28 protein-coding genes are annotated in these 25515 nt (G+C 72.8%); 19 read left to right on the top strand and 9 right to left on the bottom strand.

What is annotated here, in order from left to right:
* The first annotated feature begins 22 nt into the window (after nucleotides 1-22).
* A complete protein-coding gene (locus VFO68_RS16090; protein ID WP_325159100.1) occupies nucleotides 23-685 on the top strand; it encodes a HemK2/MTQ2 family protein methyltransferase in 663 nt (220 codons plus the stop codon).
* Nucleotides 660-869 (top strand): CDGSH iron-sulfur domain-containing protein, encoded by a 210-nt coding sequence (locus VFO68_RS16085; protein ID WP_325159099.1) that lies wholly within the window; start codon nucleotides 660-662, stop codon nucleotides 867-869. Before VFO68_RS16090 ends, VFO68_RS16085 begins: the two co-directional genes overlap by 26 nt.
* On the opposite strand, the gene VFO68_RS16080 is transcribed toward VFO68_RS16085, so the two are convergent.
* A complete protein-coding gene (locus VFO68_RS16080; protein ID WP_325159098.1) occupies nucleotides 846-1850 on the bottom strand; it encodes an iron-containing redox enzyme family protein in 1005 nt (334 codons plus the stop codon). The two genes, VFO68_RS16085 and VFO68_RS16080, sit on opposite strands and share 24 nt — an antisense overlap.
* Nucleotides 1847-2941: a glutamate--cysteine ligase gene (locus VFO68_RS16075; RefSeq protein ID WP_325159097.1), complete on the bottom strand. Its 1095-nt coding sequence runs from the start codon at nucleotides 2939-2941 to the stop codon at nucleotides 1847-1849. The genes VFO68_RS16080 and VFO68_RS16075 overlap by 4 nt, the downstream gene beginning before the upstream one ends.
* A gap of 99 nt (nucleotides 2942-3040) precedes the next feature.
* Here VFO68_RS16075 and VFO68_RS16070 point away from each other — a divergent pair, with 99 nt between their 5' ends.
* The 3 genes from VFO68_RS16070 to VFO68_RS16060 are packed head-to-tail and all read left to right on the top strand — an operon-like array spanning nucleotide 3041 to nucleotide 4580.
* Nucleotides 3041-3367: a plasmid stabilization protein gene (locus VFO68_RS16070; RefSeq protein WP_414635515.1), complete on the top strand. Its 327-nt coding sequence runs from the start codon at nucleotides 3041-3043 to the stop codon at nucleotides 3365-3367.
* A 7-nt stretch (nucleotides 3368-3374) separates the two neighbouring features.
* Nucleotides 3375-4349 carry a DNA topoisomerase IB gene (locus VFO68_RS16065; RefSeq protein WP_325159095.1) on the top strand — a complete coding sequence of 325 codons (975 nt, stop codon included), beginning with the start codon at nucleotides 3375-3377 and terminating at the stop codon, nucleotides 4347-4349.
* Nucleotides 4350-4409: 60 nt separating this feature from the next.
* Nucleotides 4410-4580: a CsbD family protein gene (locus tag VFO68_RS16060; RefSeq protein WP_325159094.1), complete on the top strand. Its 171-nt coding sequence runs from the start codon at nucleotides 4410-4412 to the stop codon at nucleotides 4578-4580.
* Between the two features lie 60 nt (nucleotides 4581-4640).
* On the opposite strand, the gene VFO68_RS16055 is transcribed toward VFO68_RS16060, so the two are convergent.
* Together VFO68_RS16055 and VFO68_RS16050 are read right to left on the bottom strand one after the other, a co-directional pair.
* Nucleotides 4641-6167: an ankyrin repeat domain-containing protein gene (locus tag VFO68_RS16055; RefSeq protein WP_325159093.1), complete on the bottom strand. Its 1527-nt coding sequence runs from the start codon at nucleotides 6165-6167 to the stop codon at nucleotides 4641-4643.
* A gap of 210 nt (nucleotides 6168-6377) precedes the next feature.
* Nucleotides 6378-6605 (bottom strand): hypothetical protein, encoded by a 228-nt coding sequence (locus VFO68_RS16050; RefSeq protein ID WP_325159092.1) that lies wholly within the window; start codon nucleotides 6603-6605, stop codon nucleotides 6378-6380.
* Between the two features lie 148 nt (nucleotides 6606-6753).
* Between VFO68_RS16050 and VFO68_RS16045 the strand changes: the two genes are divergently transcribed.
* Both VFO68_RS16045 and VFO68_RS16040 read left to right on the top strand, forming a co-directional pair.
* Nucleotides 6754-7356: a flavodoxin family protein gene (locus VFO68_RS16045; protein WP_325159091.1), complete on the top strand. Its 603-nt coding sequence runs from the start codon at nucleotides 6754-6756 to the stop codon at nucleotides 7354-7356.
* Between the two features lie 28 nt (nucleotides 7357-7384).
* Entirely contained in the window at nucleotides 7385-7759 is a 375-nt protein-coding gene (locus VFO68_RS16040; RefSeq protein WP_325159090.1) for a VOC family protein, read from the top strand.
* A 29-nt stretch (nucleotides 7760-7788) separates the two neighbouring features.
* Here the strand turns inward: VFO68_RS16040 and VFO68_RS16035 are convergent, their stop codons facing one another.
* Together VFO68_RS16035 and VFO68_RS16030 are read right to left on the bottom strand one after the other, a co-directional pair.
* Nucleotides 7789-8580, bottom strand: coding sequence for a DUF6292 family protein (locus tag VFO68_RS16035; RefSeq protein WP_325159089.1), 792 nt, complete (start codon nucleotides 8578-8580; stop codon nucleotides 7789-7791).
* Between the two features lie 113 nt (nucleotides 8581-8693).
* Nucleotides 8694-9236 (bottom strand): YciI family protein, encoded by a 543-nt coding sequence (locus VFO68_RS16030; RefSeq protein WP_325159088.1) that lies wholly within the window; start codon nucleotides 9234-9236, stop codon nucleotides 8694-8696.
* A 74-nt stretch (nucleotides 9237-9310) separates the two neighbouring features.
* Between VFO68_RS16030 and VFO68_RS16025 the strand changes: the two genes are divergently transcribed.
* The 7 genes from VFO68_RS16025 (at nucleotide 9311) to VFO68_RS15995 (ending at nucleotide 15916) form a co-directional block, all read left to right on the top strand.
* A complete protein-coding gene (locus VFO68_RS16025; RefSeq protein ID WP_325159087.1) occupies nucleotides 9311-10435 on the top strand; it encodes a sensor histidine kinase in 1125 nt (374 codons plus the stop codon).
* Nucleotides 10432-11115, top strand: coding sequence for a response regulator transcription factor (locus tag VFO68_RS16020; RefSeq protein WP_325159086.1), 684 nt, complete (start codon nucleotides 10432-10434; stop codon nucleotides 11113-11115). Before VFO68_RS16025 ends, VFO68_RS16020 begins: the two co-directional genes overlap by 4 nt.
* Before the next feature lie 71 nt (nucleotides 11116-11186).
* The gene (locus VFO68_RS16015; protein ID WP_325159085.1) at nucleotides 11187-11855 is read left to right on the top strand and encodes a DUF2306 domain-containing protein; all 669 of its coding nucleotides are present in this window, start codon (nucleotides 11187-11189) and stop codon (nucleotides 11853-11855) included.
* On the top strand, nucleotides 11794-12789 hold the full coding sequence (locus VFO68_RS16010) for an NAD(P)-dependent alcohol dehydrogenase (protein WP_325159084.1): 996 nt from the start codon (nucleotides 11794-11796) through the stop codon (nucleotides 12787-12789). Before VFO68_RS16015 ends, VFO68_RS16010 begins: the two co-directional genes overlap by 62 nt.
* Nucleotides 12790-12819: 30 nt before the next feature.
* Complete coding sequence (locus VFO68_RS16005) at nucleotides 12820-13884, top strand: TetR/AcrR family transcriptional regulator (RefSeq protein ID WP_325159083.1); 1065 nt, start codon at nucleotides 12820-12822, stop codon at nucleotides 13882-13884.
* Entirely contained in the window at nucleotides 13881-14486 is a 606-nt protein-coding gene (locus VFO68_RS16000) for a transcriptional regulator (protein WP_325159082.1), read from the top strand. Before VFO68_RS16005 ends, VFO68_RS16000 begins: the two co-directional genes overlap by 4 nt.
* Entirely contained in the window at nucleotides 14483-15916 is a 1434-nt protein-coding gene (locus VFO68_RS15995) for a pyruvate, phosphate dikinase (RefSeq protein WP_325159081.1), read from the top strand. Before VFO68_RS16000 ends, VFO68_RS15995 begins: the two co-directional genes overlap by 4 nt.
* A 226-nt stretch (nucleotides 15917-16142) precedes the next feature.
* Here the strand turns inward: VFO68_RS15995 and VFO68_RS15990 are convergent, their stop codons facing one another.
* Nucleotides 16143-19646, bottom strand: a complete 3504-nt coding sequence (locus VFO68_RS15990; protein WP_325159080.1) for a hypothetical protein — start codon at nucleotides 19644-19646, stop codon at nucleotides 16143-16145.
* A 179-nt stretch (nucleotides 19647-19825) separates the two neighbouring features.
* Here VFO68_RS15990 and VFO68_RS15985 point away from each other — a divergent pair, with 179 nt between their 5' ends.
* Genes VFO68_RS15985 through VFO68_RS15965 form a run of 5 tightly spaced genes read left to right on the top strand, consistent with a single transcriptional unit; the run spans nucleotide 19826 to nucleotide 24765 of the window.
* Entirely contained in the window at nucleotides 19826-21100 is a 1275-nt protein-coding gene (locus tag VFO68_RS15985) for a branched-chain amino acid ABC transporter substrate-binding protein (RefSeq protein WP_325159079.1), read from the top strand.
* Between the two features lie 6 nt (nucleotides 21101-21106).
* Nucleotides 21107-22174 carry a branched-chain amino acid ABC transporter permease gene (locus VFO68_RS15980; protein WP_325159078.1) on the top strand — a complete coding sequence of 356 codons (1068 nt, stop codon included), beginning with the start codon at nucleotides 21107-21109 and terminating at the stop codon, nucleotides 22172-22174.
* A gap of 2 nt (nucleotides 22175-22176) precedes the next feature.
* Nucleotides 22177-23289: a branched-chain amino acid ABC transporter permease gene (locus tag VFO68_RS15975; RefSeq protein ID WP_325159077.1), complete on the top strand. Its 1113-nt coding sequence runs from the start codon at nucleotides 22177-22179 to the stop codon at nucleotides 23287-23289.
* Nucleotides 23282-24055 (top strand): ABC transporter ATP-binding protein, encoded by a 774-nt coding sequence (locus tag VFO68_RS15970; protein ID WP_325159076.1) that lies wholly within the window; start codon nucleotides 23282-23284, stop codon nucleotides 24053-24055. Before VFO68_RS15975 ends, VFO68_RS15970 begins: the two co-directional genes overlap by 8 nt.
* Nucleotides 24052-24765, top strand: a complete 714-nt coding sequence (locus tag VFO68_RS15965; protein WP_325159075.1) for an ABC transporter ATP-binding protein — start codon at nucleotides 24052-24054, stop codon at nucleotides 24763-24765. The genes VFO68_RS15970 and VFO68_RS15965 overlap by 4 nt, the downstream gene beginning before the upstream one ends.
* A 1-nt stretch (nucleotide 24766) precedes the next feature.
* Here VFO68_RS15965 and VFO68_RS15960 read toward each other — a convergent pair whose 3' ends face one another.
* The gene (locus VFO68_RS15960; protein ID WP_325159074.1) at nucleotides 24767-25288 is read right to left on the bottom strand and encodes a MauE/DoxX family redox-associated membrane protein; all 522 of its coding nucleotides are present in this window, start codon (nucleotides 25286-25288) and stop codon (nucleotides 24767-24769) included.
* Between the two features lie 14 nt (nucleotides 25289-25302).
* A partial coding sequence (locus VFO68_RS15955) for a S26 family signal peptidase (protein WP_325159073.1) occupies nucleotides 25303-25515 on the bottom strand: 213 nt, incomplete at its 5' end.

Below are 25515 nucleotides of genomic sequence, written 5' to 3'. Positions count from 1 at the left end.
CGTCGTTGAGGTAGCCCGGGTCATGCTGTTGCGACTGCCGGGGGTGTACCGGCCACAGGACGACACCACCTTGCTGGCCGAGGAGATCGGACCGGCGGCGTTGCCGGCCGGCGCGTCGGTGCTGGACATCGGCGCCGGCAGCGGCGCGCTGTCGGTGGCCGCCGTCCGGGCGGGCGCCGGCTCGGTGCTGGCCGTCGACGTGTCCTGGCCGGCGGTGCTGGCCACCTGGCTCAACACGGCGCTGCGCGGGTTGCCGGTGCGGGTGCGCCGGGGCGACGCCCTGGAACTGGCGGCCGGGCGGCAGTTCGACGTGGTGCTGGCGAACCCGCCGTACGTGCCGAGCCCCCGTCCGGACCTGCCGGCCCGGGGCCGGGAGCGGGCCTGGGACGCCGGCCTGGACGGGCGGGGCGTGCTGGACCGGGTGACTGCGCTGGCGCCGGTGCTGCTCGCACCGCGCGGCGTGCTGCTGATGGTCCACTCGGCACTGTGCGGGGTGGACCGGACGCTGCACCAGTTGCGCGGCGGTGGTTTGAAGGCCTCGGTGGTGGCCCGCCGCAGCGTGCCGTTCGGTCCGGTGCTGCGCTCGCGGGCGCAGTTTCTGCGCGAGCGGGGGTTGATCGCGCCCGGGCAACGGCACGAGGAACTGGTGGTGATCCGCGGTGACCGCACCGAACGCGCAGCCTGACGGGCCGGAGTTGGTGGCGGGGCCGGTGGATCTGGTCCTGCCGGACGGCACCCGGGTGCGGTCGGACCGGTTCATGGTGGCGATCTGCACCTGCCGGCGCAGCAAGCGCTATCCCCTGTGCGACACCAGCCACCGCCCCCGGGTCCGTACCGACCGCCCGTCAGCCGAGGGGCCGGCGCAGTGAGGTGGTACCGGCGTCCCAGGCGGTGCGCAGGTGGGTGGCCAGCCGCTCCTCGAGCAGTTCCGTGGCCTGTACCCCGAGCACCACGTCGGCGGCCAGGTCGGGTTCGCGGTCGAGCAGGTCGCCGACGACGTCGCGACGCATGACCTGTTCGTGCACGGCGTCGGCCTCGATGTGCTCGGTGTAGAACCGGATGCACGCCTGCGGCAGACCCAACCGGCGCAGCGCCAGCGACATCCGGTAGGCGCTCGGCGCGGTGGTGATCTCGGCGGCGGTGAAGTGCCCGACCAGTGCGCCGCGCAGCGCGCGGTGCAGTCCGAACAGCGACATCAGGTTCACCGTCGCGATAGCCGGTGCCGGCACGACGTCGAGGTAGTGCAGGTAGCCCGGGTTCAGGCCGGCGGCGGCCAGCAGGTCGGCGAAGAGCTGGGCGTGCACCCGGTCGGCGTGCCCGCCGCCGAACTCGTCGAACTCCACCGCCACCAGCGCGGCCTTGGCCCGCCCGGACAGCCGGGGGATGACCCAGGCATGCGGGTCGGCCTCCTTGAGGTGGTAGATCGAGCGGTGCACGAAGTACTCCCGGACCTGCTCGAGGGTGCCCTCGTCGCGCAGCCGGTGCGAGATCCCGTCGCCGGGCACCGGCTCGACCAGTAGTGGGTCGAGCGTCGCGGCCACGTCGGCACCGCCGGGCACGTCGTCGCGCACCGCGTCCAGGAACACCCGCTCCAGCTCGGCGCGCAGCGCCAGCAGGTCGGGCTGCCACTCCCAGTCCGCCCGCACCGACCGGAAACCCCGGTAGTGCAGTTCGTAGCAGACGTGCAGGGCGAGGGTGAGGTCCTCCCCGTACGGGTCGGCCCCGGTCACCGCCGGCAGCGCGACCCGGGGTGGCGGGTCGCGGCGCAGGGTGGCGATCACCGCGTCGGACAGTGGCCCGCGCGGCTGCGGCAGCAGCGGCACGGACTGGGCGAGTAGCTGGGCGGTCACACCGTCTCCCGGGTCTGTTCGGACAACATGCGCAGCACGCCGAGCGGCCCGGCGCCCGCGGCGCGGCGTTGCCGGTCGGCGCCGGTTCCTTCGGCGGTCAGGGTCGCCAGGGCGGCCCGCACGGTGGTCAGGTCGCCGCTTTCGGTCAGCGCCGGCTCGACCCACGCGACCAGTTCGGCGAGCAGGTCCGTGGCCGGCGCCTGCCGGCCGGTGCCCGGGTGCACTCCGGGCCCGCGCAGGCCGTACCGGGCGGCGGTCCACACCGCCGCCGCGGCCAGTTGGGCGTTCACCGGCCGGGCCTCGCGGCCGGTCGCGAGCGCCGCCAGCGCGGTGTGCACCAGCGCCCGGGACAGCGCCGCCTGCAGCACCGCCTCGGTCACCGTTGCGGCCGCGTCGGCCACCCGCAGTTCCACGGTGGGGAACCGGGAGGAGAGCCGGGCCAGCCAGAACGACTGGTGCGCGTCGGCCAGCACGCCGCAGTCCACCAGCGCGTCGACCTGCCGGTCGTAGTCGGCCGCCGAGCCGAACCAGGGCGCGGTCCCGAACCCGGGAAACCGGGACTGGGTCACGATCCGCCAACTCGCGTAGCCGGTGTCCCGGCCGCACTCGAACGGTGAGTTCGCCGACAGCGCCAGCAGGGTCGGCAGCCAGGGCGCGAGGTGGTTCAGCACCGCGACGGCCAGTTCCCGGTCCGGCACCCCGACGTGCACATGGCAGCCACAGCACTGGTATTCCGCCACCACCCCGGCGTAGGTCCGCATGATCTCGGCGAACCGCGCACCGGGGCTGGCCGACGGCGCTGCGCCGGGGCAGACCGGCGTGCCGGTGGAGACCAGCCACAGCCCTTCCGTCCCGGCCGCGGCCGCCAGCGCCCGGCGTCCCGCACCGACCTGCGCGCGGACCTCGGCCAGGGTGCGGCAGATCCCGGTGGCCGACTCGACCTGGGACTGCAGCAGTTCGGGCTGGAGCAGCGCTTCCGGGGCGTTCGGGTGGTCGGCCCGGGCCAGCACCCGGCACGCCGCGTCGACCGGCGCCCCGGTGGCCGGGTCGATCAGCAGGAACTCCTCCTCCACGCCCATCGTGGTGCTCATCCGGGTCCGCTCGCGCTCATGCGGCAGACATACCCCGATCGGACCGCATGGACACCCCACGGGATGGGTATCCGTCGTCATCCGACAAGGAGGTGTGTCGTGCCGAAGGCATGGAGTGACAAGCGCGAACGGCAGTATCAGCACATCAAGTCCTCGGCCAAGGACCGGGGCGCGTCGACCGACCGGGCCGAGGAGATCGCCGCCCGCACGGTGAACAAGAACCGGGCGCAGTCCGGGGAGGCGAAGAAGTCGAGCAGGAGCTCCACACAGGACACCTCCCCGCAGCGGCGCGGCGGCCAGCGCTCCGGGCAGAAGGGTCCGAAGGGCCCGACCCGCGACCAGCTCTACAACGAGGCCAAGAAGCGCAACATCAAGGGCCGGTCGAAGATGACCAAGAGCCAGCTCGCCAAGGCCCTCGGTCGCTGAACCAGCCGTGCGGTTACGACGTAGCGACTGCGGCTCCCGGGGCGTCCGGCGGCTTCGGCGCGGACGCGGGTTCACCTACCTGGATCACGAGGGCAACCCGGTCGACGCCGAGACGCTGGAACGCATCCGGGGCCTGGTGATCCCACCGGCCTGGCGGGACGTGTGGATCTGCCCGTACCCCAACGGACACATCCAGGCGGTCGGTTTCGACGACGCCGGGCGCAAGCAGTACCTGTACCACACGGAGTGGCGCAAACGGCGCGACGCCGAGAAGCACGACCGCGTGTTGGAGCTCGCCGAGCGGCTTCCGGTGGTTCGCAAGAAGATCCGGGACGATCTGGTCTCGCCCGGGTTGACGCAGCAGCGGGTGCTGGCCGGAGCACTGTGGATTCTGGATCGCGGGGTGTTCCGGACCGGTGGCGAGGAGTACGCCGAGGAGAACGACTCGCACGGGGTCACCACGTTGCTGCGCGGGCATGTTCGGTTGCGCGGCGGGGAGCTGCGGTTCCGGTTCCCGGCCAAGAGCGGGGTCGAGCGGGTGGCGGTGATCCGCGACCCGGAGCTGGCCCGGCTGGTCGCGGCGTTGCGCCGGGGCCGGTCCGACGACGAGCGGTTGTTCGTCTACCGCGACGGCCGCGGGGCTCGGCATGAGCTGACCGCCCGCGATGTCAACGAGCGGTTCAAGGAGCTGGCCGGGGACCGGTTCACCGTCAAGGACATGCGGACCTGGACGGCGACCGTGCTGGCCGCCGCCGAGTTCGCCGGACAGGACCCGGCCACCTCGAAGCGGGCGCACAAACGCGCCGAGGCGGCGGTGATGCGGGCGGTCGCCGAACAACTCGGCAACACCCCGGCGGTGGCCCGCCGGTCCTACGTGGACCCCCGGGTCATCGACCAGTACGCCGACGGTCACACCATCGACCCGCCCAGCGGCAAACGCGAGGACATCGAACAGGCAGTGCTGCGGCTGCTACGCGAATAGGGGGTTTGGGGCCGCGACCCGTGGGCAACTCTGCAGACAACGGAAGGAGGTTGGGATTCGATGAGTACGGACGACAAGTTCGACGCCAAGGCCGACGAGCTCAAGGGCAAGGCCAAGGAGACGGCCGGCCGGATCACCGACGACGAGGACCTGGAAGCCGAAGGCCGGGTCGAGAAGGCGAAGGGTTCCCTCAAGCAGGCGGTGGAGAAGGTCAAGGACGCCTTCAAATAGATCCGCAGGACGGTTCGGACCGGCCGGGACGCGCGCAGCGTCCCGGCCGGTCTTTTGTGGTCAGTGGTCCTGGGTCGTGAGGGGTTCGAGCAGGGCGATGGTTGCCGGCTGGTGGAAGTGCCGGGCCCAGTCCAGCGGGGTGGCGTCGAACCGGTGGTCGCGCAGGTCGGGGTCGGCGCCGAGGTCGAGCAGCAGGCGGGTCAGCTCGACGTTGCCGGTCACCGCGCCGTGGTGCAGCGCGGTTTCCCAGGCCTGTTCGACCGGTGCGTCGCCCCGCCCGTAGGCGTTCACATCGAAGCCGAGGGCAGCCAGCAGCGTCACCGTGTGGACGGGCGCCTGGGTCGCCGCCCACACCATGAGGCCGGGCCGGTCGCGGCGGGCCGCCGCCACCGTGTCGGGGTGCTCGGCGCGGATCCGGTCCACCGTGGACTCGTCGGCCCGGAAGGCCGCGGCGATCAGCTCGCGCACCGGGTCCGGGGCGGGCGGCGGGGCGCCCTGGGCGAGCAGGTAGCCGGCGATCTCGGTGTCGCCGTACTGCTGGGCCAGCTCGACCGGGGTGTGGCCGTCGCCGGGACTCCAGGCCGGCCCGTCACCCTCGAACGGCGAGCGGAAGTCGACACCATGCTCGACCAGCAGGCGCACCCGGGCGCGCTGGTGGTGCTCGATCGCCCAGCGCAGCAGAACCCGCAGCCACCGTGCGGGCGACCCCAGCTCGGGGATGCGCCGCCACCACGGGCCGCCGTCGCCGGCGCCGAGCCCGTACTCGAACAGCAGCTCCAGATGTGTGTCGTCCGGCTCGAACATCCGGTTGTAGAGCGTCTGCACATCGTTGGGGTCGGCGCCGGCGTCGAGCAGCAGCCGGCCGAGCGCCCGCCAGTGCGGGTGCCGGGGCTGGCGGGCCACTCCCAACTCGCCATGGCCGAACACCCCGGTCAACAGCGTGAACGGGCACGGCAGCGCGTCGAACAGGTAGCCGTCGTTCGGATCGGCGCCGGCGTCGAGCAGCTGCTGGGCCACCGCGAGCACCTGCTCGGCCGGCACGGCCGGGTCGAACCGCGAGTATGCGAGGTAGAACAGCGGCCGCCAGCGCAGCGGGCCGCCCCGCAGCGCCGCCAGCGCGGGATCTTCGGCCAGCAGCCGGCCGACGTCGGCCGGCCGGGCGGCCGCGGCGGCGGCCCAGATGTCGTTCGTGGTCAGCTCGGGGTGCCCGGCAAGCAGTTGCCGGGCCTGCGCCCAGCGCGCCGGGCCGTCCTCGCGGCCGTAGGTCAGGCAGGCCAGCCGGCAGAACTCCGCCGCCGGACCGGCCGCGGGACGCGCCGCGAGCCCGGTCTCCCAGCCGTGTTCGGCGACGGTACGCAGGTAGCGGCCGAGCCGGGGCCAACTGGCGAACCCGTACTCGCGGGCCACGACCAACTGTGCCGCACTGAGCCGAAAACCGGTGACGTCCCCCGGCGCCCCGGCGGGAAGGTGGCGGGCCAGCCGCGCGCGGGCGTCCGGGTCGCCGGCCCGCACGGCGCGCTGCAGATCGCGGGCCTGCCGGCGGAAGCTGTCCAGATGGGGACGGTCGGGCAGGGGCAGGGTCGACACGACGGCCTCCTCTCGTATGCCCGATGTCCGCTCGCTCAGGCCGAAAGGAGAACGACAGGTGACACGCCCGCGCCTACCCAGGTGGGCTGAGCCCATTCCCGCGGACCGGCGGCTTCCTGGCAGCCGCCGCCACTCTAACGCAGGCCGCGAAACGCCGAGGTGGGCGGCGGGCCTCCCTGCGAGCCCGCCGCCCACGAATTGCCGTCTCGGTCAGCCCAGCCGCTTGGCCAGGATGGCCTTGCCCTGCTCGGCGCCCTTACGGCTTTCGCCCTGTGCCCGGCGGAAGAAGTCCGCCAGTTCGTTGTCCCCCTCGCGCTGCGCGTCCTGGATGTAGTTCTCCAGGCGCAACGCGTTGCTCAGGCATGCCTCGACGAACCAGATGATGTTGTAGTCCTTGTCCGTGGTTCCTGTGACCTGGCCGGTTTCGGTGGTCGACACGCCGCCTCCTTCCTCGTGGATATTTTGCGTTCCGCATAGGGGTTAACCCGTTCGTTCGCCGTCAATCCCCGTTCGGGGGATGAGGTTCGACCGAGTTCAGCTGGGTAGCCGAACCCGGCAACCCCAGTCAGCTCACGGAAGGACTGTCGTGCGCGCGTTGATTCTGAACTGCAGCTTGAAGAAGTCGCCGGAGCCGTCGAACACCGGGCGGCTCGCCGAGGTGGTGGCGACCGAACTGCGCCGGCTTTCGGCGGACGTGCGGACCATCCGGTTGGCCGACCTCGACATTCCGCCGGGCGTGCGGACCGATCTCGGCGACGGCGACCCGTGGCCTGAGGTGCACCGGGAGATTCTGGGCTGCGAGATTCTGATCTTCGCCTCGCCGACCTGGCTCGGCCGGCCGTCGTCGATCGCGCAGCGGGCACTGGAGCGGATGGACGGGATGCTGTCCGAGACCGACGACGAGGGCCGGCCGGTGGCCTACAACCGGGTGGCCGGCGTGGTCGTGACCGGCAACGAGGACGGGGCGCACCACGTGATCAGCGAGATCACCGGCGCGCTGGTCGACATCGGCTACACCGTCCCGGGTCAGTCCTGGACCTACTGGAACATGGGACCTGGCCCGGGTCCGGACTACTCCGACACCGACCACGGCCACGACTTCTCGGAGCAGACCGGAAAGGCGATGGCACACAACCTGTTCTCGGTCGCGCACGCGCTGCGCAAGGTGCCGATCCCCGCTCAGCCCTAGGGTTCCGCGCCGGGCTACGGTTGGCGGCATGATTCTGCGCCATGTGACCATCGACTGTGCCGAGCCGTACGAGCTGGCGAGGTTCTGGAGCGCGGTGACCGGGTGGGCGGTGTCCGATGAGGACGCGCCGGGGGACGCCGAGGTGCTCCTCGAGTCGCCCGCGCCGGTGCCCGGCCTGCTGTTCATCCGGGTGCCCGAGGGCAAGACGGTGAAGAACCGGGTGCACTTCGACTGGATGCCCACCGAGCGGACCCGCGACGCGGAGGTGGAGCGCGTCATCGCCCTCGGGGCGTCGGTGTTCGAGGATCACCGGGCCGCCGACGGACGCGGCTGGGTGACCCTGCTCGACCCCGAGGGCAACGAGTTCTGCGTGGAGCGCGGCGAAGGCGAGCGGGCCGGCTGAGCGGGGCGTTCCTGGGTCGAACTGTCCACTCAGGACGTGGAGGCGCGCGGTTCGCTGACGGTGTCGCTGAGGGCGTCGTGCAGCGTCGGATAGATGTCCAGTTGGGTGTCCAGTCCGGTCACGTGCAGCGGCTGCTGGGTGCACCGGGACGCGGCGACCACCCGGACGCTGGTGTCCCTGGCGGCCAGGTGGGTCTCGATGAGCACGTGCAGGCCGGCCGAGGCGAGGAAAGTGACGTCGGTGAGGTCGATCACAAGGACCGGTGGCCGGCCCGCGAGCGCCTCGGTGGCGGCCTCGAGCAGCACCGCCTCGGTGATCATGTCGACCTCGCCGATCACGTGCAGGACGGTGGCGCAGCCGCGCGACTCCAGGCGGGTGGTCAACGGGACGGCCACGCGCGGGGTGGGTGACTGGCCGGTGTAGACGGCCAGCCGGTCGGCCAGCACGTCGTCGTCCAGGGCGCGCAGGTGCGGCGGGCTCGCCGGGCCGGCCGGGGCGGCGGTGGCCCGGAGCAGCCGGGTGGCGAACTGGGCGACCCCCCGCGGCGTGGGCAGCACGTCGAGCCCCTGGTAGGCGACGACCTGCAGGTCCTGGCCCCGGGCGGTCTCCACGGCGAGGGCCCAGCCGTGCAGTTCGTGCCAGAGCAGCGCGGTGTCACGGCCGGGGAACGCGGGCAACCGCTGATCCAGCGGCAGATAGGCGCTGGCCGGTGGGTCGAGCTGAACCGTCCAGCCCGGCCCGCTCAGCCCCAGTGCCCCGGCTACCAGGGCCACATAACGGCGCAACCCGCGAGCGAGTGCGCCATCGACATCCAGATCCACACGGGTCTCCACGTCACTCGTACAGACGTAAACGGGGTAAACGCCGGCTTCTTGACGCACCACTACCCATGGTAGCCCTGCTCATGTCCCACGATCGGGCCAAGTTGTCGCGCTCACCGCCGACCGCCGAACTCCCAGTTGTGCACCTCGATGGCGGCGTAGCGGTCCGGGGTGAGCACGGCGCGGGCGGTGTCCGGGTCCGGCGCCTGGAGCAGCACGGCGGTGCCGAGCCAGGCGGTGCCGTCGTCGGACAGCAGCGGCCCGTAGGCGACCAGCGCGGTCCGGTCGGCCGGCACGGTGCGGTCGGCGGCCGGCTCCGCGCCGAGGCCCAGGACCAGGTACCGGTTGCCGCCGGTGCGGCCGCCGGGGAACTCCCACATGGTGCGGCCGAGCAGGTTGCGCCACCGGCGGATCAGCACGTCCCGGTAGGCGCCGGCCTGGTAGGTGGGCTCGTCGAAGGCGAACGCGCGGGCGGCGGCGGAGTCGGGCAGGTCGACGATGTGCACGCTGCCGGTGGTGATGTCGCCCTCGAAGGTGGGGCCACGGGCGATCAGCTCCGCCGCGAACCGATCCATGTAGGACCAGTGCGCCTCCACCAGCTCGTCGCGCAGCGCCGCGGAGCCGGGTCGGTCCCGGTGATAGCAGAAAAACTCCATGCCGGTGATCTTCGAGGAAAACGGTCGTACTTTGGACCGATTTATCGCGGCCGCCGGGCTCGTACTATGGGCCGGTGTTCGAGGTAGCCCGATCCGTCTGGGCCGAGCCCCGGCCGGCCAGCGCGCCGGGACCGGGGTGGCGGGACTGGGCGCTGGCCGGGATCGTCGCCGTCGCCGCGATCGTGGAAACCGCGCTGCGGACCGATCTGCCGGCGCCGGTGCTGTCGGCGGCGGTGACGGTCGGCTTGGCGCCGGTGTTGCTCTGGCGGCGCGTCCGGCCGCTGCTGATGGTGGCGATCGGGTTCGGGGTGTGCGCGCTCGCCCCGCTGCTGACCGGCGACGAGCTCGACCTGAACACGCTGGTCTTCGTCCTGTTCCTGCCGTATGCGTTGTACCGGTGGGGATCCGGGCGGGAGGCGGTGTTCGGCAGCGCGATCATCCTGGGCCACCTGGTCCTGTCGACGGCGACCGGCGGTCTGACCCTCGGTGAGGCGGCCGGCGGGCTGTTCCTGCTGTCGGCGACCGTCGCGCTGGGCGCGGCGATGCGGTACCGGGCCCGGGCACGCTTGCGCGAGTTGGAGGGGGCCAAGCTGCTGGAACGCGAACGGCTGGCCCGCGACCTGCACGACACGGTGGCCCATCACGTCTCGGCGATGGCCATCCGGGCGCAGGCGGGCCTGGCGACGATGGGCTCCTCGCCCGACGCCGCCGCCGACGCGTTGCGGGTGATCGAGGCCGAGGCGTCCCGCACCCTGGCCGAGATGCGCACCATGGTGCGGGCCCTGCGCCGCGACCAGCCGGCCGAGCTTGCGCCCAGCCCGGGCATCGCCGAGTTGACCCGGCTCGCCGACCACGGCGACCTGCCGGCCGTCGAGGTGCACCTCGCCGGAGACCTGGGCGACATCCCGCCCGCGATCGGCGCGGCGGTCTACCGGCTGGCCCAGGAGTCGATCACCAACGCCCGCCGGCACGCCCGGCACGCGACCCGGGTCGAGGTGCACGTCCTGGCCGACGACACCTCGGTGCACCTGCGGGTGAGCGACGACGGCGACACCGCGACGGCTGGCGCGGCCGGCTACGGGCTGGTCGGCATGATCGAGCGGGCCGACCTGCTCGGCGGCACCTGTGCGGCCGGGCCGAACCCCGGCCGGGGGTGGACGGTGACCGCCGTGCTGCCGCGGACCGGTTCCGGTACATGACCATCGGCGTGGTGGTGGCCGACGACCAGGAGATCGTGCGCACCGGCCTGACGATGATCCTCAACAGCCAACCGGACATCGAGGTGGTCGGCGAGGCGGCCGACGGCCGGCGCGCGGTCGAGTTGGCCCGGCGGTTGCGCCCGGACGTGTGCCTGTTCGACATCCGGATGCCCGAGGTGGACGGCATCGAGGCCACCCGACGCATGGCCGGTCCGGACGTCGCCGACCCGCTGGCCGTGGTGGTGATCACCACGTTCGACCTGGACGAGTACGTCTACGCCGCGCTTCGCGCCGGGGCGAAGGGGTTTCTGCTCAAGGACGCCGGTACCGAACTGCTCGGCCAGGCGGTCCGGGCCGCGGCGGCCGGCGACGCGCTGATCGCGCCGAGCGTCACCGCCCGGCTGCTCGAGGCGTTCGCCGGCACCGGGCCGGCCGGGGCGCCTGCGCAGCCGATCGAGCCGCTCACCGAGCGGGAGGAGCAGATCCTCGCCGCCGTCGCATGTGGACGGACGAACGCCGAGATCGCCGCCGAGTGCTACATCACGCTGAGCACGGTCAAGACCCACATCGCCAGCCTGATGGCCAAGCTCGGCGCCCGGAACCGGGTCGAGGTCGCCATGTGGGCCTACGAGACCAACCGGGTGCGCGCTGGAGCACGCCGCCCGGCCAAGGAAAAGTAGCCGAAAGTACGGTCCGGCCGCGGCCCATCTTCCGATGATCCGGACCCGGTGCGAGCGCCACGATCTTCGGCATGACATCGCGTCAGTGGGTACCCGCAGCGCTGGTCCTGCTCAGCCTCCTCCCGGTGGTCGTCGGAGCCGCCCGGGTGTCGAGCATGGTCGGCGGCGCGCCCGAGATGGCGGACGACGCACGGATGCAGACCATGCCCGTGCCCGTCCTGCTGCACATCGTCTGCGCCAGCCTGTTCCTCGTACTCGGCGCGTTCCAGTTCGGCGCGCGGGGCCGCCGGCATCGCGTCGCCGGGCGGCTGCTGGTTCCGCTGGGCCTCGCCGGGGCGCTGTCCGCGTTGTGGCTGACGGTGTTCCTGGAGCATCCGCCGGGAGACGGCGTCCTGCTGGCCGCCTTCCGGCTCGCGGCCGGCTCGGGCTGGGCCGCCGCGCTCGTCATCGCGTTCGCCGCGATCCGGCGGCGGGAGGTGACCCGGCACCGGGCCTGGATGATCCGCGGCTACGCGCTGGCCCAGGGCGGGGGCACCCAGGCGCTGGTCTTCCTGCCGCTGGGCGCGATCAGCGGCGAACTGCCCGGCGGCACGACCCGGGCGCTGCTGCTCGGCGCCTGCTGGGCGGTCAACCTCGGCGTGGCCGAGCTGATCATTCGAAACCAAGGAGGGAAACGTCATGAAAGCGATCACGCAGGACCGGTACGGACCGCCGGACGTGTTGCGGCTGACCGAGGTTGACCGGCCGGCGGCACGCGGCGCCGAGGTGTTGGTGCGGGTGCACGCGGCGGCGGTCAACGCGGCGGACTGGCACTACATGCGCGGCGACCCGTACCTGGCCCGGGGCATGATGGGGCTCGGCGCGCCCCGGACGAAGATCCGCGGCGTCGACTTCGCCGGCCGGGTGGCCGCCGTGGGCCCGGACGTGACGCGGCTGCGGCCGGGTGACGAGGTGTACGGCGAGGCGCGCGGCACGTTCGCCGACTACGTGTGCGCCGAGGAGGGCGTGGTGGACACCATGCCGGCCAACCTGACCTTCGCCCAGGCGGCCGCGGTTCCGATGGCGGGCAACACCGCGCTGCTGGGTCTGCGCGATGTCCAGCCGGGCCAGCGGGTCCTGATCAACGGGGCGTCCGGCGGGGTGGGCACGTTCGCCGTGCAGATCGCCAAGGCGTTCGGCGCGGAGGTGACCGCGGTGTGCAGCCACCGCAACGTGGAGTTGGTCGGTTCGCTCGGCGCCGACCGGATCGTCGACTACCTGCGGGAGGACTTCGCCCGCACCGCGCCGGGCCAGGACCTCGTGTTCGACCTGGTGGGCAACCGGTCGCTGGCCGACCTGCGGCGGGCGCTGCGCCCGAAGGGTCGGCTGGTGCTCTCCGGCGGCGGCGTGTCCACCGGGGGCAGCGTGGTCGGCCCGATGGGTCTGATCATGAAGGCCCGGCTGCTCGCCCCGTTCCTGCGCCACCGGGTGCAGGTCCTGTCCGCCAGACAGGGCACGGAGAACCTGGCGACGCTGCGTGACCTGATCGAGTCCGGCAAGGTCAAACCGGTGATCGACCGCAGCTACCCGCTGGCGGAGACGGTGGAGGCGATCCGCTACCTGGAGGACGAACACGCCCGCGCGAAGGTGGTCATCGTGGTCGCGGACAGCCACTCGGATGATGCTAACATCTGAATGGTCATAGTCTTCGAGTAGGGAGCGGCGATGGTGCGGTTGACCCGGACGCAGCAGCAGCAACGCACCCGTGCCGCGGTGCTGGCCGCCGCCCGGGCGGAGTTCGCCCAGCGCGGGTACGGCGAAGCCAGGGTCGACGGGATCGCCGAGCGGGCCGAGCTGACCAGGGGAGCGGTGTACTCCAACTTTCCGAGCAAGCGCGCGCTCTACCTGGCGGTCCTGCTCGACGCGGTGGACGGCGCGACCGGGCCGGTGGCGCCGGGCCCGCCGTCCGGCCTGGCCGGCGCGGTGGGCGCGTTCACCCGGACCTGGCTGGACCGGCTGCCCCTGCCCGGGGACACCCCCGCCGCCGGGAACCTGGCGCTGCGCTCGCTCACCGGGGTTTTCGACGACGAGCCGGGCCGCGCCGCACTGGCCAACCTGGCCCGGCTGGAGGCGGTTCTGCTCGGGCTCGCGCTGGAGGCGTGCCGCCCGCACCGCCGGCGGGTCCGGCTGGCCGAGCTGGTGCTCACGTTGCTGCACGGCGCCGGTCACCTGGCCGAGACCGCGCCCGGGTTCGGCGACCCGTTCGACGTCGTCCGCGCCGCCGAGCACCTGGCCGGTCTCGATCTCGCCGACGCCTGGGACCCGCCGCACCTGCCGTTCGTCGAGCCGGCGCGACCCGTCGACGAGGCCTGGACGCCGCCCGCGGACCTGCCCGACCTGTGCACCGGCCGGCCGGTCGGGCTGGGCGCCGACGGGGTGGTCGCGGTCCTCGGCACCGGCCGGCTGGACGCGGCCGAGGAAGCCGTGCGGGCCGCCCGGCCGGACGACGCGGTGACCATCGCCGTGCAGACCGGTGACCCGGCCGAACTGGGCCGGCTGGTGCGGCTGCGGATCGGCGACCTGGCCGGCTGCCTCTGCCGGGTGTTCGGCCCGGACCACCCGGACGCCCGGCCGCGGCTGGTCCTCGACGAGGGCGGCGCCCTCGCGCACGCTCTCGGCGTCGCCGCGACCGACGACACCGAGGCGGCGGTGCGCATCCGGGCCGGGCGGATCGTCGCCCGGGCCGGCGGGCGCGGCGCCGGCCACGCGGCGGCCGGAGCACGAGGATGACCGCGGCCGACCTGCTGGTGCTGCATTCCCTGCGCTGCATCGGGTTCGCCGGGCTGGAACGGGTGGCCGAGGCGGCCGGACTGGCCCAGCCGGACACCGAGTCCGAGCTGATCGACCTGGCGGTGGCCGGACTGGTCACCAAGACCTCGGGCGCCTTCGGCGGCTGGGGGCTGACCGAGGCGGGCCGGACCGCCGACGCCGAACGGATCTCCGCCGAGCTGGACGCGGCCGGCGCCAGAGTCCCGGTTTCCGTCGCCTACGAGGAGTTTCTCGAGCTCAACCCGGAGCTGCTGGACCTGTGCTCGGCATGGCAGCTGCGGTCGGAGGAGGGCGTGGTGACCCCGAACGACCACGCCGACGCCGGCTACGACGCCCTGGTCCTCGACCGGCTGGCCGACCTCGACCGGCGCGTGGGCGTCGTGTGCGCGGACCTTTCCGCCCTGCTGCCCCGGTTCCAGCGGTACCGGGTCCGGCTCACCGCCGCGCTCACCCGGGCCCGGGCCGGCGAGCTGGACTTCGTGACCAACGACCTGGCGTCGTACCACTCGGTGTGGTTCCAGCTGCACGAGGATCTCCTTGTCACGCTGGGGATCCCGCGATGAGGTGGGTCCACCGGCTGTCCGCGGACGCCGAGGTGAGCGCGGACCTGGTGGGCGCCAAGGCTTACGGCCTGGTCGAGCTGCACCGGCTGGGCCTGCCGGTGCCGCCGGGGTTCGTCGTCGGCACCGGGGCGTGCCGCGCGTTCCTGCGGGACGGGCGGCTGCCCGACGGCCTGCGGCGCGAGCTGGCGGTGGCCGTCGGTGAGCTGGAAGCCGTTACCGGCCGGGGTTTCGGCGCGGCCGCGCGGCCGCTGGTGGTGTCGGTGCGCTCCGGTGCGAGCGTGTCCATGCCGGGAATGATGAGCACGGTCCTCGACCTCGGGCTGACCGAGACGGCGACCGCGGGGCTGGCCGCCGAGACCGGCGACCCGGCCTTCGCGCACGACTCGCGCCGGCGGTTGCTCGCCGGTTTCGCCGCGGCGGCCGCCGGCCCGGTACCGGACGACCCGGCAGAGCAGCTGGACCTGGCCGTCCGCGCCGTCTTCGCCTCCTGGAACGCGCCGCGCGCCCGCACCTACCGTGCGCTGCACGGCATCCCGGACGAGCTGGGCACCGCGGTCACCGTGCAAGCCATGGTGTTCGGCAACCGGGACGCCCGCAGCGGGGCCGGCGTGGCGTTCAGCCGCGACCCCAACACCGGCGAGCCGGTCCCGTTCGGTGAGGTGCTGTTCGGTTGCCAGGGCGAGGATGTGGTGCTCGGCACCGCGGCCACCCGGCCCCTCGCCGAGCTGGCCGGCCGGGAACCCGTGGCATGGAAGGAACTTCTGGCCGCCCTGGCCCGGCTCGAGGAGCACTACCGGGACGCCTGCTCGGTGGAGTTCACCGTCGAGGCGGGCCGGCTGTGGCTGCTCCAGGTGCGGCCCGGCGGCCTCGGCGCCCGCGCCGCCGTCCGGGTCGCGGTGGACCTGGCCGACGCCGGCGTGATCGACCGGCGCACGGCCGTGCGCCGGATCTCCGCACGCCAACTCGAATCCGCCCGCACCCCACGCCTGGAACTGACCGGCACGCGGGAACTGCTCACCCGTGGTCTGGGGGCCTGCCCCGGCGTGGCCACCGGCCGGGTGGCCACCACGACCGGGGCGGCCGTGCGGATGGCGGCCGCCGGTCCGGTCATCCTGGTCCGCCCGCACACCTCGCCGCTGGACCTGCCGGGCCTGGCCGCCGCCGCCGGCGTGGTCACCGCGACCGGCGGTCCCACCAGCCATGCCGCCGTCGTCGCCCGCGGCCTGGCCAAACCGGCCGTGGTCGGGGCCACCGACCTCACCGTCACCCCCGCCGCCGTGCGGACCCCCACCCGCACCATCGCCGAAGGCGCCCTGCTCACCATCGACGGCACCACCGGCGAAGTAGCCCTCGGCCGGCCCGGCATCGCCCCCGTCCCCACCGATCCCGCACTGCACCGCCTGCTCGACTGGGCGGCGGAGATTCGGTGAAGGTTCCCCCCTGATCCAATAATCAGCTTGCCGCGGAGCGAGGTGGATCAACGATCCGCCGAGGCCACCCAAACCGGCCGGAGGCCGGCGCCTGCCGGCCTCCGGCCGGCCGGTGTCGCCGCGCATCGCCGGCCTGGCGGCTGGGCGGCCTGCCGCCACAGATCCGGGCCTTCGGCCGGGTCGCGCGCAGCTGGTCGCTTTGGTCGGAGCACCTCCGAAACAGGGGCTAGGCGCAGCTTGCCGGGGTGGGTGGGCCGGGCGGGAAGGCGAAGCGCAACGCCTGGCAGAGGCGGGCGGTGGCGGCCGCGGTGTGCACCGGCCAGGGCGTGATGGTGTTGTCCGAGCTGGCCGAGAACAGCGTGCCGCCGTCGGGCGACCAGGCCAGGGCGTTGATCCGGGCCCGGTGACCGGTCAGGCTGGCCCAGGTCTCGCCGGTGGCCGCCTCCCACACGGCGACCGTGCGGTCCTCCCCGCCCGCCGCCAGCAGCCGCCCGTCCGGGCTGAACGTGACCGCGCGGACCTGGCCGTTGAGCCCGCGCGGCCGGACCGGCTCGGCCGGGTTGGCGTTCTGGTCCCACACCGCGACCACCCCGTCGGAGCCGATCGCGGCCACCCGCCGGGCGTCCGGGCCGGCCGCGACGCCGAGCGCGGGCGTGCCGAGACCGGCGTAGCGCGCGGTGACCGTCCAGCTGGCGGTGTCCCAGACCGCCACGTCGAGGTAGCCGGTCAGCAGGTGCCGGCCGTTCGGGCTGAACGCCAGGCTCAGCGCCGTGACCGCGAGCGCGGCGCGCCGCACCGGCTGGGCGGACGAGACGTCCCAGACGGTGGTCCCGTGGTCGCCGGCGACGGCCAGCAGCCGCCCGTCCATGCTCAGCGCGATGGCCAGGGACCGCCCGGATCCCGGCCCCGGCACCGTGGCGACCGGCGCCGCGGTGTGCGCGGTGTCCCACACCGCGACCGTTCCGGCGTCCCCGGTGGTGGCCAGCCGGCTGCCGTCGCGGCTGAGCACCTGTTGTACCAACGGTTCCGGCAGCGGTGAGCTGACCGGTTCACCGCGTGGGCTCCAGCGCCGCAACAGGCGGTCGGCCCCGGCGGAGACGGTGTTGCCGGTGCGCCGGTCCACCGCGACGTCCGCCACCGGGCTGGTGTGGCCGAGCAGTGGCAGCCAGTCCCGTTGCCAGGCAACGATCGTGGAGTCGGTGGCGGCCAGGATGGTGCGCCCGTCCGGGCTGGTCGCGAGGCCGTGCACGGGGTTCGGGATGCCCGCCGAGAGCGTGGCGAGCAGTTGCTCACCCTCGACGTCCCACAGCATCACCTCGGTGTCCCGGCCGACCGCGAGCATGGCCGGGCGGCCCGGGACGAACGCGAGATGCTGGCCGGTGGCGGGGAGCACCTTCGAACCGAAGGTCGTGGTGTCCCACAGCACGACGGTCGCGCCATCGGCCGCCGCCAGCAGTTGGCTGTCCGGCGAGAACACCGCCCCGGGCAGCGCGCCACGGGCCAGGGCCAGCCGCGCCACCTGCCGCCGGGCCGGCACGTCCCACAGCACCAGCGAGCCGTCCCGCCTGCTGCCCACCAGCAGCCGCCCGTCCGGGCTGAACCGCAGCGAGGCCGGCGTCCAGTCGGTGCCGGGCAGCGCGCCGCGGTCGGTGCCGCCGACCGGGTTCCACAACCGCAGCCGGCCGTCCGCGCCGCTGGTGGCGAGCAGGTCGCCGGCCGGGCTGAGCGCCGCCGCGGTGGCGCCCGGCTGGTGTCCGAGCAGCCGGGCGACCGGCGTGCGGGTGGCCACGTCCCAGACCACCACCCGCCCGGAGCCCGAGCCGGTGGCGAGCAGTTTTCCGTTGGCGCTGAAGGAGATCGCGGGCTGGCCGGCCTCGGGTCCCTGACTGGCGGCGATGCTGTCCGGCAGCGCGCCGAGCGCGGCGAAGGTGCGCGGATCCCAGAGCAGCACACCACGCTGCGGGTCGCGGGCGACCAGCAGGTCGCCGTGCGGGCTGACCGCGAGCTCGGCCGGATGACCGAACGGGACGGCGAACTGCGCGTGGTAGCTGGGCCGGCCGGCCAGGGTGAGCAGCACGCTGCGGGCCTCGGCCGACGGGTAGGCGTGCAGGGCGTCCAGGGCGTACCGGACCGCCTCGGCGACGTCGCCGGTGGCGGCCGCCTGCGCCTGCGCGGCGAGTTGGCGGGACAGGGCGAGCCGGCCCTTGGCACTGGCCTGGCTCTGCTCGCGGACCGCGATGGCCGCTCCCGCGACCGCGCAGATGAGCAGCACCGTCGCGGCGATGGCCAGGGCGCGAACCCGCCGGGCCCGGTGCCGGTGCAGCGCGGACTCCCGTTCGTCGGCCTGGATGCTGTGCCGGACGAACTCGCGTTCCGCCGGGGTCAGCTCGCCGCGCCGGGTGCTGCGCGCCATCCAGGTCCGCGCCCGGGCCAGCCGGACGCCCCGGAACAGCGCGCCGGGGTCGCGTCCGAGCCGCTCCCACTCGCCGGCGGCGTCGGTCAGCTCGCGCAGGAAGCGCAGCCGGTCGCGGTCGTGCTCCAGCCAGCCGTGCAGCCGGGGCCAGGCGGTGATCAGCGCCGGGTGGGCCAGCCGCACCGTGTCGCCGGCAATGGTGATCAGCCGGGCGGCGGCCAACTGGTCGAGCACGGCAGGCGGCACGTCGGCCAGCTCGTCGTGCGCGGCCGCCCGTGCGGTGTCCGGGGTGCCGTCGCCGGGTGTGATCAGGCGCTGCAGCAGGCACCGCGCGGGCGTCGCGGCGGCCAGGTCCAGCCGGGCGTAGACCTCCTCGGCGGCTCCGGCCAGGATGCCGGAGATCTCGCCGGCGGCCCGGTATCCGTCCACCGTCAGCGCCCGGCCGCGCCGGCGCCGCCAGGTCTCCCGCAACGCCCCGGCGAGCAGTGCCAGCCCACCCGGCGCCTCGGCCAGTTCCTCGATGAGCGTGGCGGTGAGCGTCCGCTCGACGATCAGACCCTCGGCGGCGGCCGGCTTCACGATCATCTCGCGCAGCTCGGCCGGGCCGGGCGGCTCGATGTCCAGTCGCGGTCCGGAAAGCAGCTCGGCCAGGTCGGGATGGCCAGCCCGGTCGGCGCGGATCGCGACCACGACGCGCAGCCCGCGGTCGCCTCGCCGCGCGCTGTCCAGCACGGCGAGGAGGGCGGCGCGGTCGGCGGCCCGCAGGCCGGGCAGCTCCTCGAACCGGTCGACGACCAGGGTTCCGCTCCAGCCGGGCGGGCAGTGACCGCCGGGCGCGATCTCCAGCACCGGCCCGGAAAGCCGCGGCACGAGACCGGCCCGCAGCAGCGAGGTCCGGCCGCACCCGGATGTCCCGGCCAGCACGACGAACGGATGCCGGCCGGTCAGCTCGACGAGGTCGGCGATGAGCCGGTCCCGGCCGAAGAACCAGCCGGTCTCCGCGGTCTCGAACGGTCGCGCGCCGGGAAACGGCGCGGCCGCGCCGCTCTCGTCCGCCGCGCACGCCGCCTCGGAAACCTCTTGTGCGGCCCGGCGCCAGCGCAGCGTCCACTCGCCGGTGTCGCCGCCGCAGGCCCGGACATAGGCCAGCACGACCGGCAGCGAGGGCAGCCGCTCGCCGGCGGCGGCCTGGGAGAGCGCGGGCGCCGAGTACGCCACCCGCGCTGCCATCGCGCGATACGTGGGGGTGCCCGCGGCCTGCCGCAACCGCCGCAGCTCCCAGGCGAAGCGCTGCCCGGGGCCGGCGTTCGGATCCACCGGACTTTCCCGACGACCCAACGGATCCCCCTCTCCGGCCACGGTGCCATCCCGACGTTAGAAGCAGGGCCCGCGGACCGGCAAGCGCTGGATTGATAACCGCCGCGCGGGGCGGTTGCTTATCAACCCCGGCGCCACTGAGGTCCCATACATCGGCCTACTGCGGCGGGAGATGGACCATGCGTAGGAGTTCGCCATTCCGGAATTCGACCGCGCTCGCCGGGGTGCTGGCCACGGCACTGGTGCTCAGCGGCTGCGGCGACGGGACCAGCGGCGAGGGCGGGGGTGAGACGCTCGTGGTCGGCATCGACCTGCCGCTGCAGGGCGCGTCCAAGGACGCCTCGGAGGCGACCGTCAACGCGATGCGGCTCTATCTGGAGCAGCGCGGCGGCAAGGCGGGCAGGTTCGCGATCGAGCTGAAGGTGTACGACGACTCGACGGCGGCCAAGGGTTCCTGGGACGACGCGACCTGCGCCAAGAACGCCCAGGACCATGTGGGCAACGCCCGCGAGGTCGCGGTGATGGGCACCTACAACTCGGGTTGCGCCAAGATCGAGGTTCCGGTGCTGAACCAGGATCCGAGCGGCCCGCTGCTGATGATCTCGCACGCCAACACCAACCCGGGCCTGACCAAGCCCTGGGATCCCGGTGAGCCGGACAAGTTCTATCCCACCGGGCAGCGCAACTTCGCGCGCGTGATCACCACCGACGACTACCAGGGCACCGCGGCCGCCCAGTTCACCGCCAAGGACCTCAAGGTCAAGCGCTGCGCGGTGCTCAACGACAACCAGACCTACGGCCAGGGCGTGGCCAAGGCGTTCGCGGACGAGGCGCGCCGCCAGGGCATCGAGATCCTCGGCAACGACGCCTGGGACGCCAAGCAGCCCAACTACACGGCGCTGTTCACCAACCTCAAGGGGCGCAACCCGGACTGCGTCTACGTCGGCGGCATCTTCGACAACAACGGCGGCCAGATCGTCAAGGACAAGGTCCGGATCCTGGGCGACAACGCCACGGTCAAGCTGATCGGACCGGACGGCTTCACCGGGTTCCCGGACCTGGACCGGCTGGCCGAGGCACAGGGCATGTACATGACCTTCGCCGGCCAGGCGGGCGAACAACTGCGGGCCTCCGGCGGGGTGGGCGGTCAGTTCCTGGACGCCTACAAGGCGAAGTACGGCGCCGACCCGGCGACCAACTACGCGCTCTACGGGGTGCAGGCGCTGCAGGTGATCATGGCCGCCATCGAGAAGTCCGACGGCACCCGCAAGAGCGTGCGGGACCAGGTGCTCGGCGGTGAGGGCATCACGATCCCGGCGTCCACCTCGATGCTGGGCAAGGACGTGAAGATCGAACCGAAGACCGGCGACGTCAACGTGCGGGACATCTCGGTGCTGATCATGAAAGACAACAAGGAGGCCTTCCACAAGGCCTGGCCGGTCACGGTCGCCTGACCGCCGATGACCGACACCGTACTGCGAACCGAGTCCCGGCCGGCCGCCGTCGCGGTCCGGCCGGGCGTGCGGCTGCGCCAGCTTGCGATGCGGGCCGTGCTGGTGCTCCTGCTGGCGCTGGGTGCGGTCTGGCTGGTGGCCAACCTCGTGCACGCGCCCGCGCAGTTCTTCAACTCGGCCATCCTGGGGCTGTCCAACGGCGCGCTGTACGCGTTGATCGCGCTGGGCTACACGCTGGTCTACGGGATCATCGAGCTGATCAACTTCGCGCACGGCGACCTGTTCATGATCGGCACGCTGTGCTCCGGGCTGCTGCTGACCACGGTGCTGCACCAGACCGCCTCGGGCGGGACGGCCTGGCTGCTGTTCCTGCTGACCCTGGTGGCCACCATGGCGTTCTGTGGCGGGGTGAACGTGGCCATCGAGTTCCTGGCCTACCGCAGGCTGCGCCGCGCGCCCCGGCTCGCACCGCTGATCACCGCGGTGGGGATGAGCTTCGTGTTGCAGCAGGTGGGCCTGTGGTGGAACGGGTCCACGCAGAAGAGTTGGCCGAGCGTGCTGCCCCCGGGCGGAGTGCGGATCGGCGAGGTCACCATCGACTACACCTTTCTCATCGTCGTTTCGGTGACCGTGCCGGTGCTGCTGGTGCTCACCTGGGTGGTGAAGAAAACCAAGCGGGGCAAGGCGATGCGGGCGACCGCGCAGAACCAGGACGCGGCCCGGCTGCGCGGCATCAACGTCAACCGGACCATCTCGTTCACCTTCCTGCTCGGCGGCGCGCTGGCCGGGGCGGCCGGCGTGATGTACCAGCAGGTCATCGGAACCACCCGGTTCGACCTGGGTTTCCAACTCGGGCTGATCGCGTTCACCGCCGCGGTGATGGGCGGCATCGGCAACCTCACCGGCGCGGTGCTCGGCGGCGTGCTGATCGGCCTCGTGCAGGGCTTCAACGACGGGCTTCCGTTCGGGCTGGGCCAGAAGTGGTCGCAGACCGTGGTGTTCTCGATCCTGATCCTGCTCATGGTGTTCCGGCCCGGCGGCCTGCTGGGCCGGCCGCTCGCGGAGAAGGTGTAGCCGTGCTCGCCCGATGGCGCTGGCCGCTCGGCTTCCTGCTCGCGGCGGTGGCGGTCTACGTGTGCTACGAGTACCTGCTGCCGATGGCGGACCCGGCGGTGCAGGGCTGGGTGAACCGCTGGTTCCCGCTGATCTCGCTCAACGAGGCCCTGGTCTGGGCGATGTGCGCGCTGGGCCTGAACATCGTGGTCGGCTATGCGGGACTGCTGGACCTCGGTTTCGTCGCGTTCTGGGCGATCGGCGGCTACGCGGCGGGCTGGCTCATGTCGACCTTCTTCCTGCAGCAGAACGTGCACTTCTTCGGCTCGGTCGCGGCCGGCGTGCGCGGCATCCACCTCAACTTCACCGTGGTGCTCGTCGCCGGGGCCGCGCTCTGTGCGCTGTTCGGGGTGATCATCGGAGCGCCCACCCTGCGGCTGCGCAGCGACTACCTGGCGCTGGTGACGCTGGGCTTCGGCGAGATCATCCCGCAGGTGTTCACCAACGGCGAGGACATCGGCGGGTTCAACCTGTCCAACGGCAACAAGGGAATCGTGCCGATCGACCCGATCAAGATCGGCGGTGCGCCGCTCGGCCCGTTCGACCTCACGCAGAAGTTCGCGATCTTCTGCGTGCTCACCGGGCTGGTGCTGTTCATCTCGCTGCGGCTGCGGACCGGGCGGTTGGGCCGGGCCTGGCTCGCCATCCGCGAGGACGAACTGGCCGCGAGCGCCATGGGGGTTCCGTTGATGCGCACCAAACTCGCCGCCTACGCGGTGAGCGCGGTGGCCGGCGGGCTCGGTGGGGTCGCGTTCGCCACGCACGTCAACGGCGTGCTGCCGGACCGGTTCAACTTCTCCATCTCGATCACGTTGCTGGCCATGGTGGTGCTCGGCGGGATGGGCAACGTCTGGGGGGTGCTGGTCGGCGCCCTGGTCCTGGCCTGGTTCAACTCGACCGGGCTCGCCCGGGGCGGGGAGGCGTTCAACGACACGTTCGGCACGGACATCAACTTTCCGGCGAACACCTACCTGATCTTCGGGGTGGCCCTGGTGCTGATGATGCTGTTCAAACGGGAGGGATTTCTGCCGGAGTCGCGGACCCGGCTGGTGCTCAAGGAAACCCGCGATGGGTGAGACGCTGCGGGCGGAGGGGGTCACGGTGGCCTTCGGCGGGCTGGTCGCCGTGGACGCGGTCAGCCTGGACGTTCCGGCCGGGGGGATCGTGAGCCTGATCGGACCCAACGGGGCCGGCAAGACCACGCTGTTCAACGCGCTCACCGGCCTGCACCCGATCTCCACCGGCCGGATCTCGTTGGGGGAGCGCAACATCACCGGCCTCGGCGCGCACCGGATCGCCCGGTTCGGGGTGGCCCGCACGTTCCAGAACATCCGGCTGTTCGGGTTGATGACCGCCGAGGAGAACGTCAAGGTCGCCATGCACGGGCGGCTGCGCAGCGGCGCCGCCCGGACCGTGCTCGGCACCCCCCGGCAGCGCCGCGAGGAGCGCCGGGCCCACGACGATGCGGTGGAGCTACTGGAGTTCTTCGGCCTGGGTGCGGTGGCCGGTGAGTACGCCCGCAACCTGTCCTACGGCGACCAGCGCCGGCTGGAGACGGCGCGGGCCCTGGCGCTGCTGCCCTCGGTGCTGCTGCTGGACGAGCCGACCGCGGGCATGAACCCACGCGAGTCCGCCGAGTTCACCGCGATCGTGCGGCGGATCCGGGACGAGAAGGAGGTGTCCGTGCTGATCATCGAGCACGACATGAGCGTCGTGATGGAGGTTTCCGAGCGGATCACCGTGCTGGACCGCGGCCGCACGATCGCCCAGGGCGGTCCGGCGGACATCCGGTCCGACCCGAAGGTCATCGAGGCCTACCTCGGCCGGGAGGCGCGCCGGTGACCGCTCTGCTCGAACTGACCGATCTGCATGTCTATTACGGCAATATCGCCGCCGTGCGGGGACTTTCGCTGCGCGTGGAGCCGGGCGAGATCGTCACCCTGATCGGCTCCAACGGCGCCGGGAAGTCCACGACCCTGCGGACCATCTCCGGCCTGCAGCGTCCCCGGCGTGGCGCGATCTCCTTCCAGGGCAAGCGAATCGACACCCTGCCGACGCACGACATCGTCCGGCTGGGAATCGCGCACGCGCCCGAGGGCCGGCAGATCTTCGCGAAGATGAGCGTGCGGGAGAACCTCGAACTGGGCGGGTTTCTGCGCGACGACACCGAAGGCCTCGCGGCCGACCATGAGTCCATGCTGGAGCTGTTCCCCCGACTGCGCGAACGGCTGGACCAAAAGGCGGGCACCATGTCCGGCGGCGAACAGCAGATGCTCGCGGTAGCCAGCGCGCTGATGGCCCGCCCGGTGTTGCTGTTGCTCGACGAACCGTCCATGGGCCTGGCGCCGGTGCTGGTGGAGCTGATCTTCGACACCATCGCCCGGATTCGTGAGCAGGGCACCACCGTGCTGCTGGTCGAGCAGAACGCCCGGGCCGCCCTGGCCGTCGCGGACCGCGCCTACGTGCTGGAATCCGGTGTGCTGCGCCTGTCCGACGACGCCGCGACGCTGGCCGCGGATCCGGCGATAACCCAGGCTTACCTGGGCGGTTGAGCTATGCCCGTACCAGTTCCACGATGTCGTCCAGCGCGGCGACGGCGGCGCCGGCGATGAGTCCGGCCAGCGCCGCGACCACGGTACCGGCCAGATCGGACTCGCCGGCGGCGGCGAGGCCGAGCAACCCGGCCGCGGCGACCGCGATCAACAGACCATTTCGGACAATATGCCGTGGTCCGAGTGGTGTGCTGGACGCACCGAAACACCGGCACGGCGCGCGGTTTCCGGTACGCAGGCTGAGACCGATGGCGACGGTGAAGGCCGCGAGCAGGCCGCCGGCCACCACGAACCCGGCGGCGGCCGCCAACTCGACCGGAACCGCCAGCAGGACGACGGTGAGCGCCTCGAGGACCACCGTGACCCGCGCGGCCGGACCGGCGGCGCGCGGCGGCAGCACCGCCATGCGCGTCAACGAACCGGTGAATGCCGCGAAAGCCGCCTTACTGGAAACCTTCCCGACGACGGCGACGAGAAATACCGTACCGAGCAGGAAACGCGCGGCGACGTCCAGGTAGTGCACGACGCGAAACGCTATCAGGCCGGTGTCAGCCGGGCCACGACATGGCCGATGACGAGTTCGAGGGGGATCGGCCCGAAGACCCGTGAGTCGTAGCTGCGGTCGTTGTCGCCACGCACGTAGACCCGGCCGGCGGCGATGATCGTGCCGGCCGCCGGACCGGTGCCCGGCGGGGGGTCGTAGTCGTCCGGCATCGGGTCGCCTGCCACCGCGACCACCCGCTTGATCAG

Origin of the sequence: Actinophytocola sp., from assembly GCF_035712165.1 — a bacterium.
Taxonomy (GTDB): domain Bacteria; phylum Actinomycetota; class Actinomycetes; order Mycobacteriales; family Pseudonocardiaceae; genus DASYTH01.
The sequence above is the reverse complement of the archived record's forward strand: the minus strand, read 5'-3'. Positions and strand labels throughout refer to the sequence as shown.

What these genes read in the sequence shown, in the direction of transcription:
- VFO68_RS16020 (WP_325159086.1), top strand. Translation starts at nt 10,432, where the DNA reads ATGACCATCGGCGTGGTGGTGGCCGACGACCAGGAGATCGTGCGCACC.
- VFO68_RS16005 (WP_325159083.1), top strand. Translation starts at nt 12,820, where the DNA reads ATGGTGCGGTTGACCCGGACGCAGCAGCAGCAACGCACCCGTGCCGCG.
- VFO68_RS16060 (WP_325159094.1), top strand. Translation starts at nt 4,410, where the DNA reads ATGAGTACGGACGACAAGTTCGACGCCAAGGCCGACGAGCTCAAGGGC.
- VFO68_RS15985 (WP_325159079.1), top strand. Translation starts at nt 19,826, where the DNA reads ATGCGTAGGAGTTCGCCATTCCGGAATTCGACCGCGCTCGCCGGGGTG.
- VFO68_RS15970 (WP_325159076.1), top strand. Translation starts at nt 23,282, where the DNA reads ATGGGTGAGACGCTGCGGGCGGAGGGGGTCACGGTGGCCTTCGGCGGG.
- VFO68_RS15995 (WP_325159081.1), top strand. Translation starts at nt 14,483, where the DNA reads ATGAGGTGGGTCCACCGGCTGTCCGCGGACGCCGAGGTGAGCGCGGAC.
- VFO68_RS16015 (WP_325159085.1), top strand. Translation starts at nt 11,187, where the DNA reads ATGACATCGCGTCAGTGGGTACCCGCAGCGCTGGTCCTGCTCAGCCTC.
- VFO68_RS15980 (WP_325159078.1), top strand. Translation starts at nt 21,107, where the DNA reads ATGACCGACACCGTACTGCGAACCGAGTCCCGGCCGGCCGCCGTCGCG.
- VFO68_RS16090 (WP_325159100.1), top strand. Translation starts at nt 23, where the DNA reads ATGCTGTTGCGACTGCCGGGGGTGTACCGGCCACAGGACGACACCACC.
- VFO68_RS16000 (WP_325159082.1), top strand. Translation starts at nt 13,881, where the DNA reads ATGACCGCGGCCGACCTGCTGGTGCTGCATTCCCTGCGCTGCATCGGG.
- VFO68_RS16075 (WP_325159097.1), bottom strand. Translation starts at nt 2,941, where the DNA reads ATGAGCACCACGATGGGCGTGGAGGAGGAGTTCCTGCTGATCGACCCG.
- VFO68_RS16040 (WP_325159090.1), top strand. Translation starts at nt 7,385, where the DNA reads ATGATTCTGCGCCATGTGACCATCGACTGTGCCGAGCCGTACGAGCTG.
- VFO68_RS16010 (WP_325159084.1), top strand. Translation starts at nt 11,794, where the DNA reads ATGAAAGCGATCACGCAGGACCGGTACGGACCGCCGGACGTGTTGCGG.
- VFO68_RS16030 (WP_325159088.1), bottom strand. Translation starts at nt 9,236, where the DNA reads ATGGAGTTTTTCTGCTATCACCGGGACCGACCCGGCTCCGCGGCGCTG.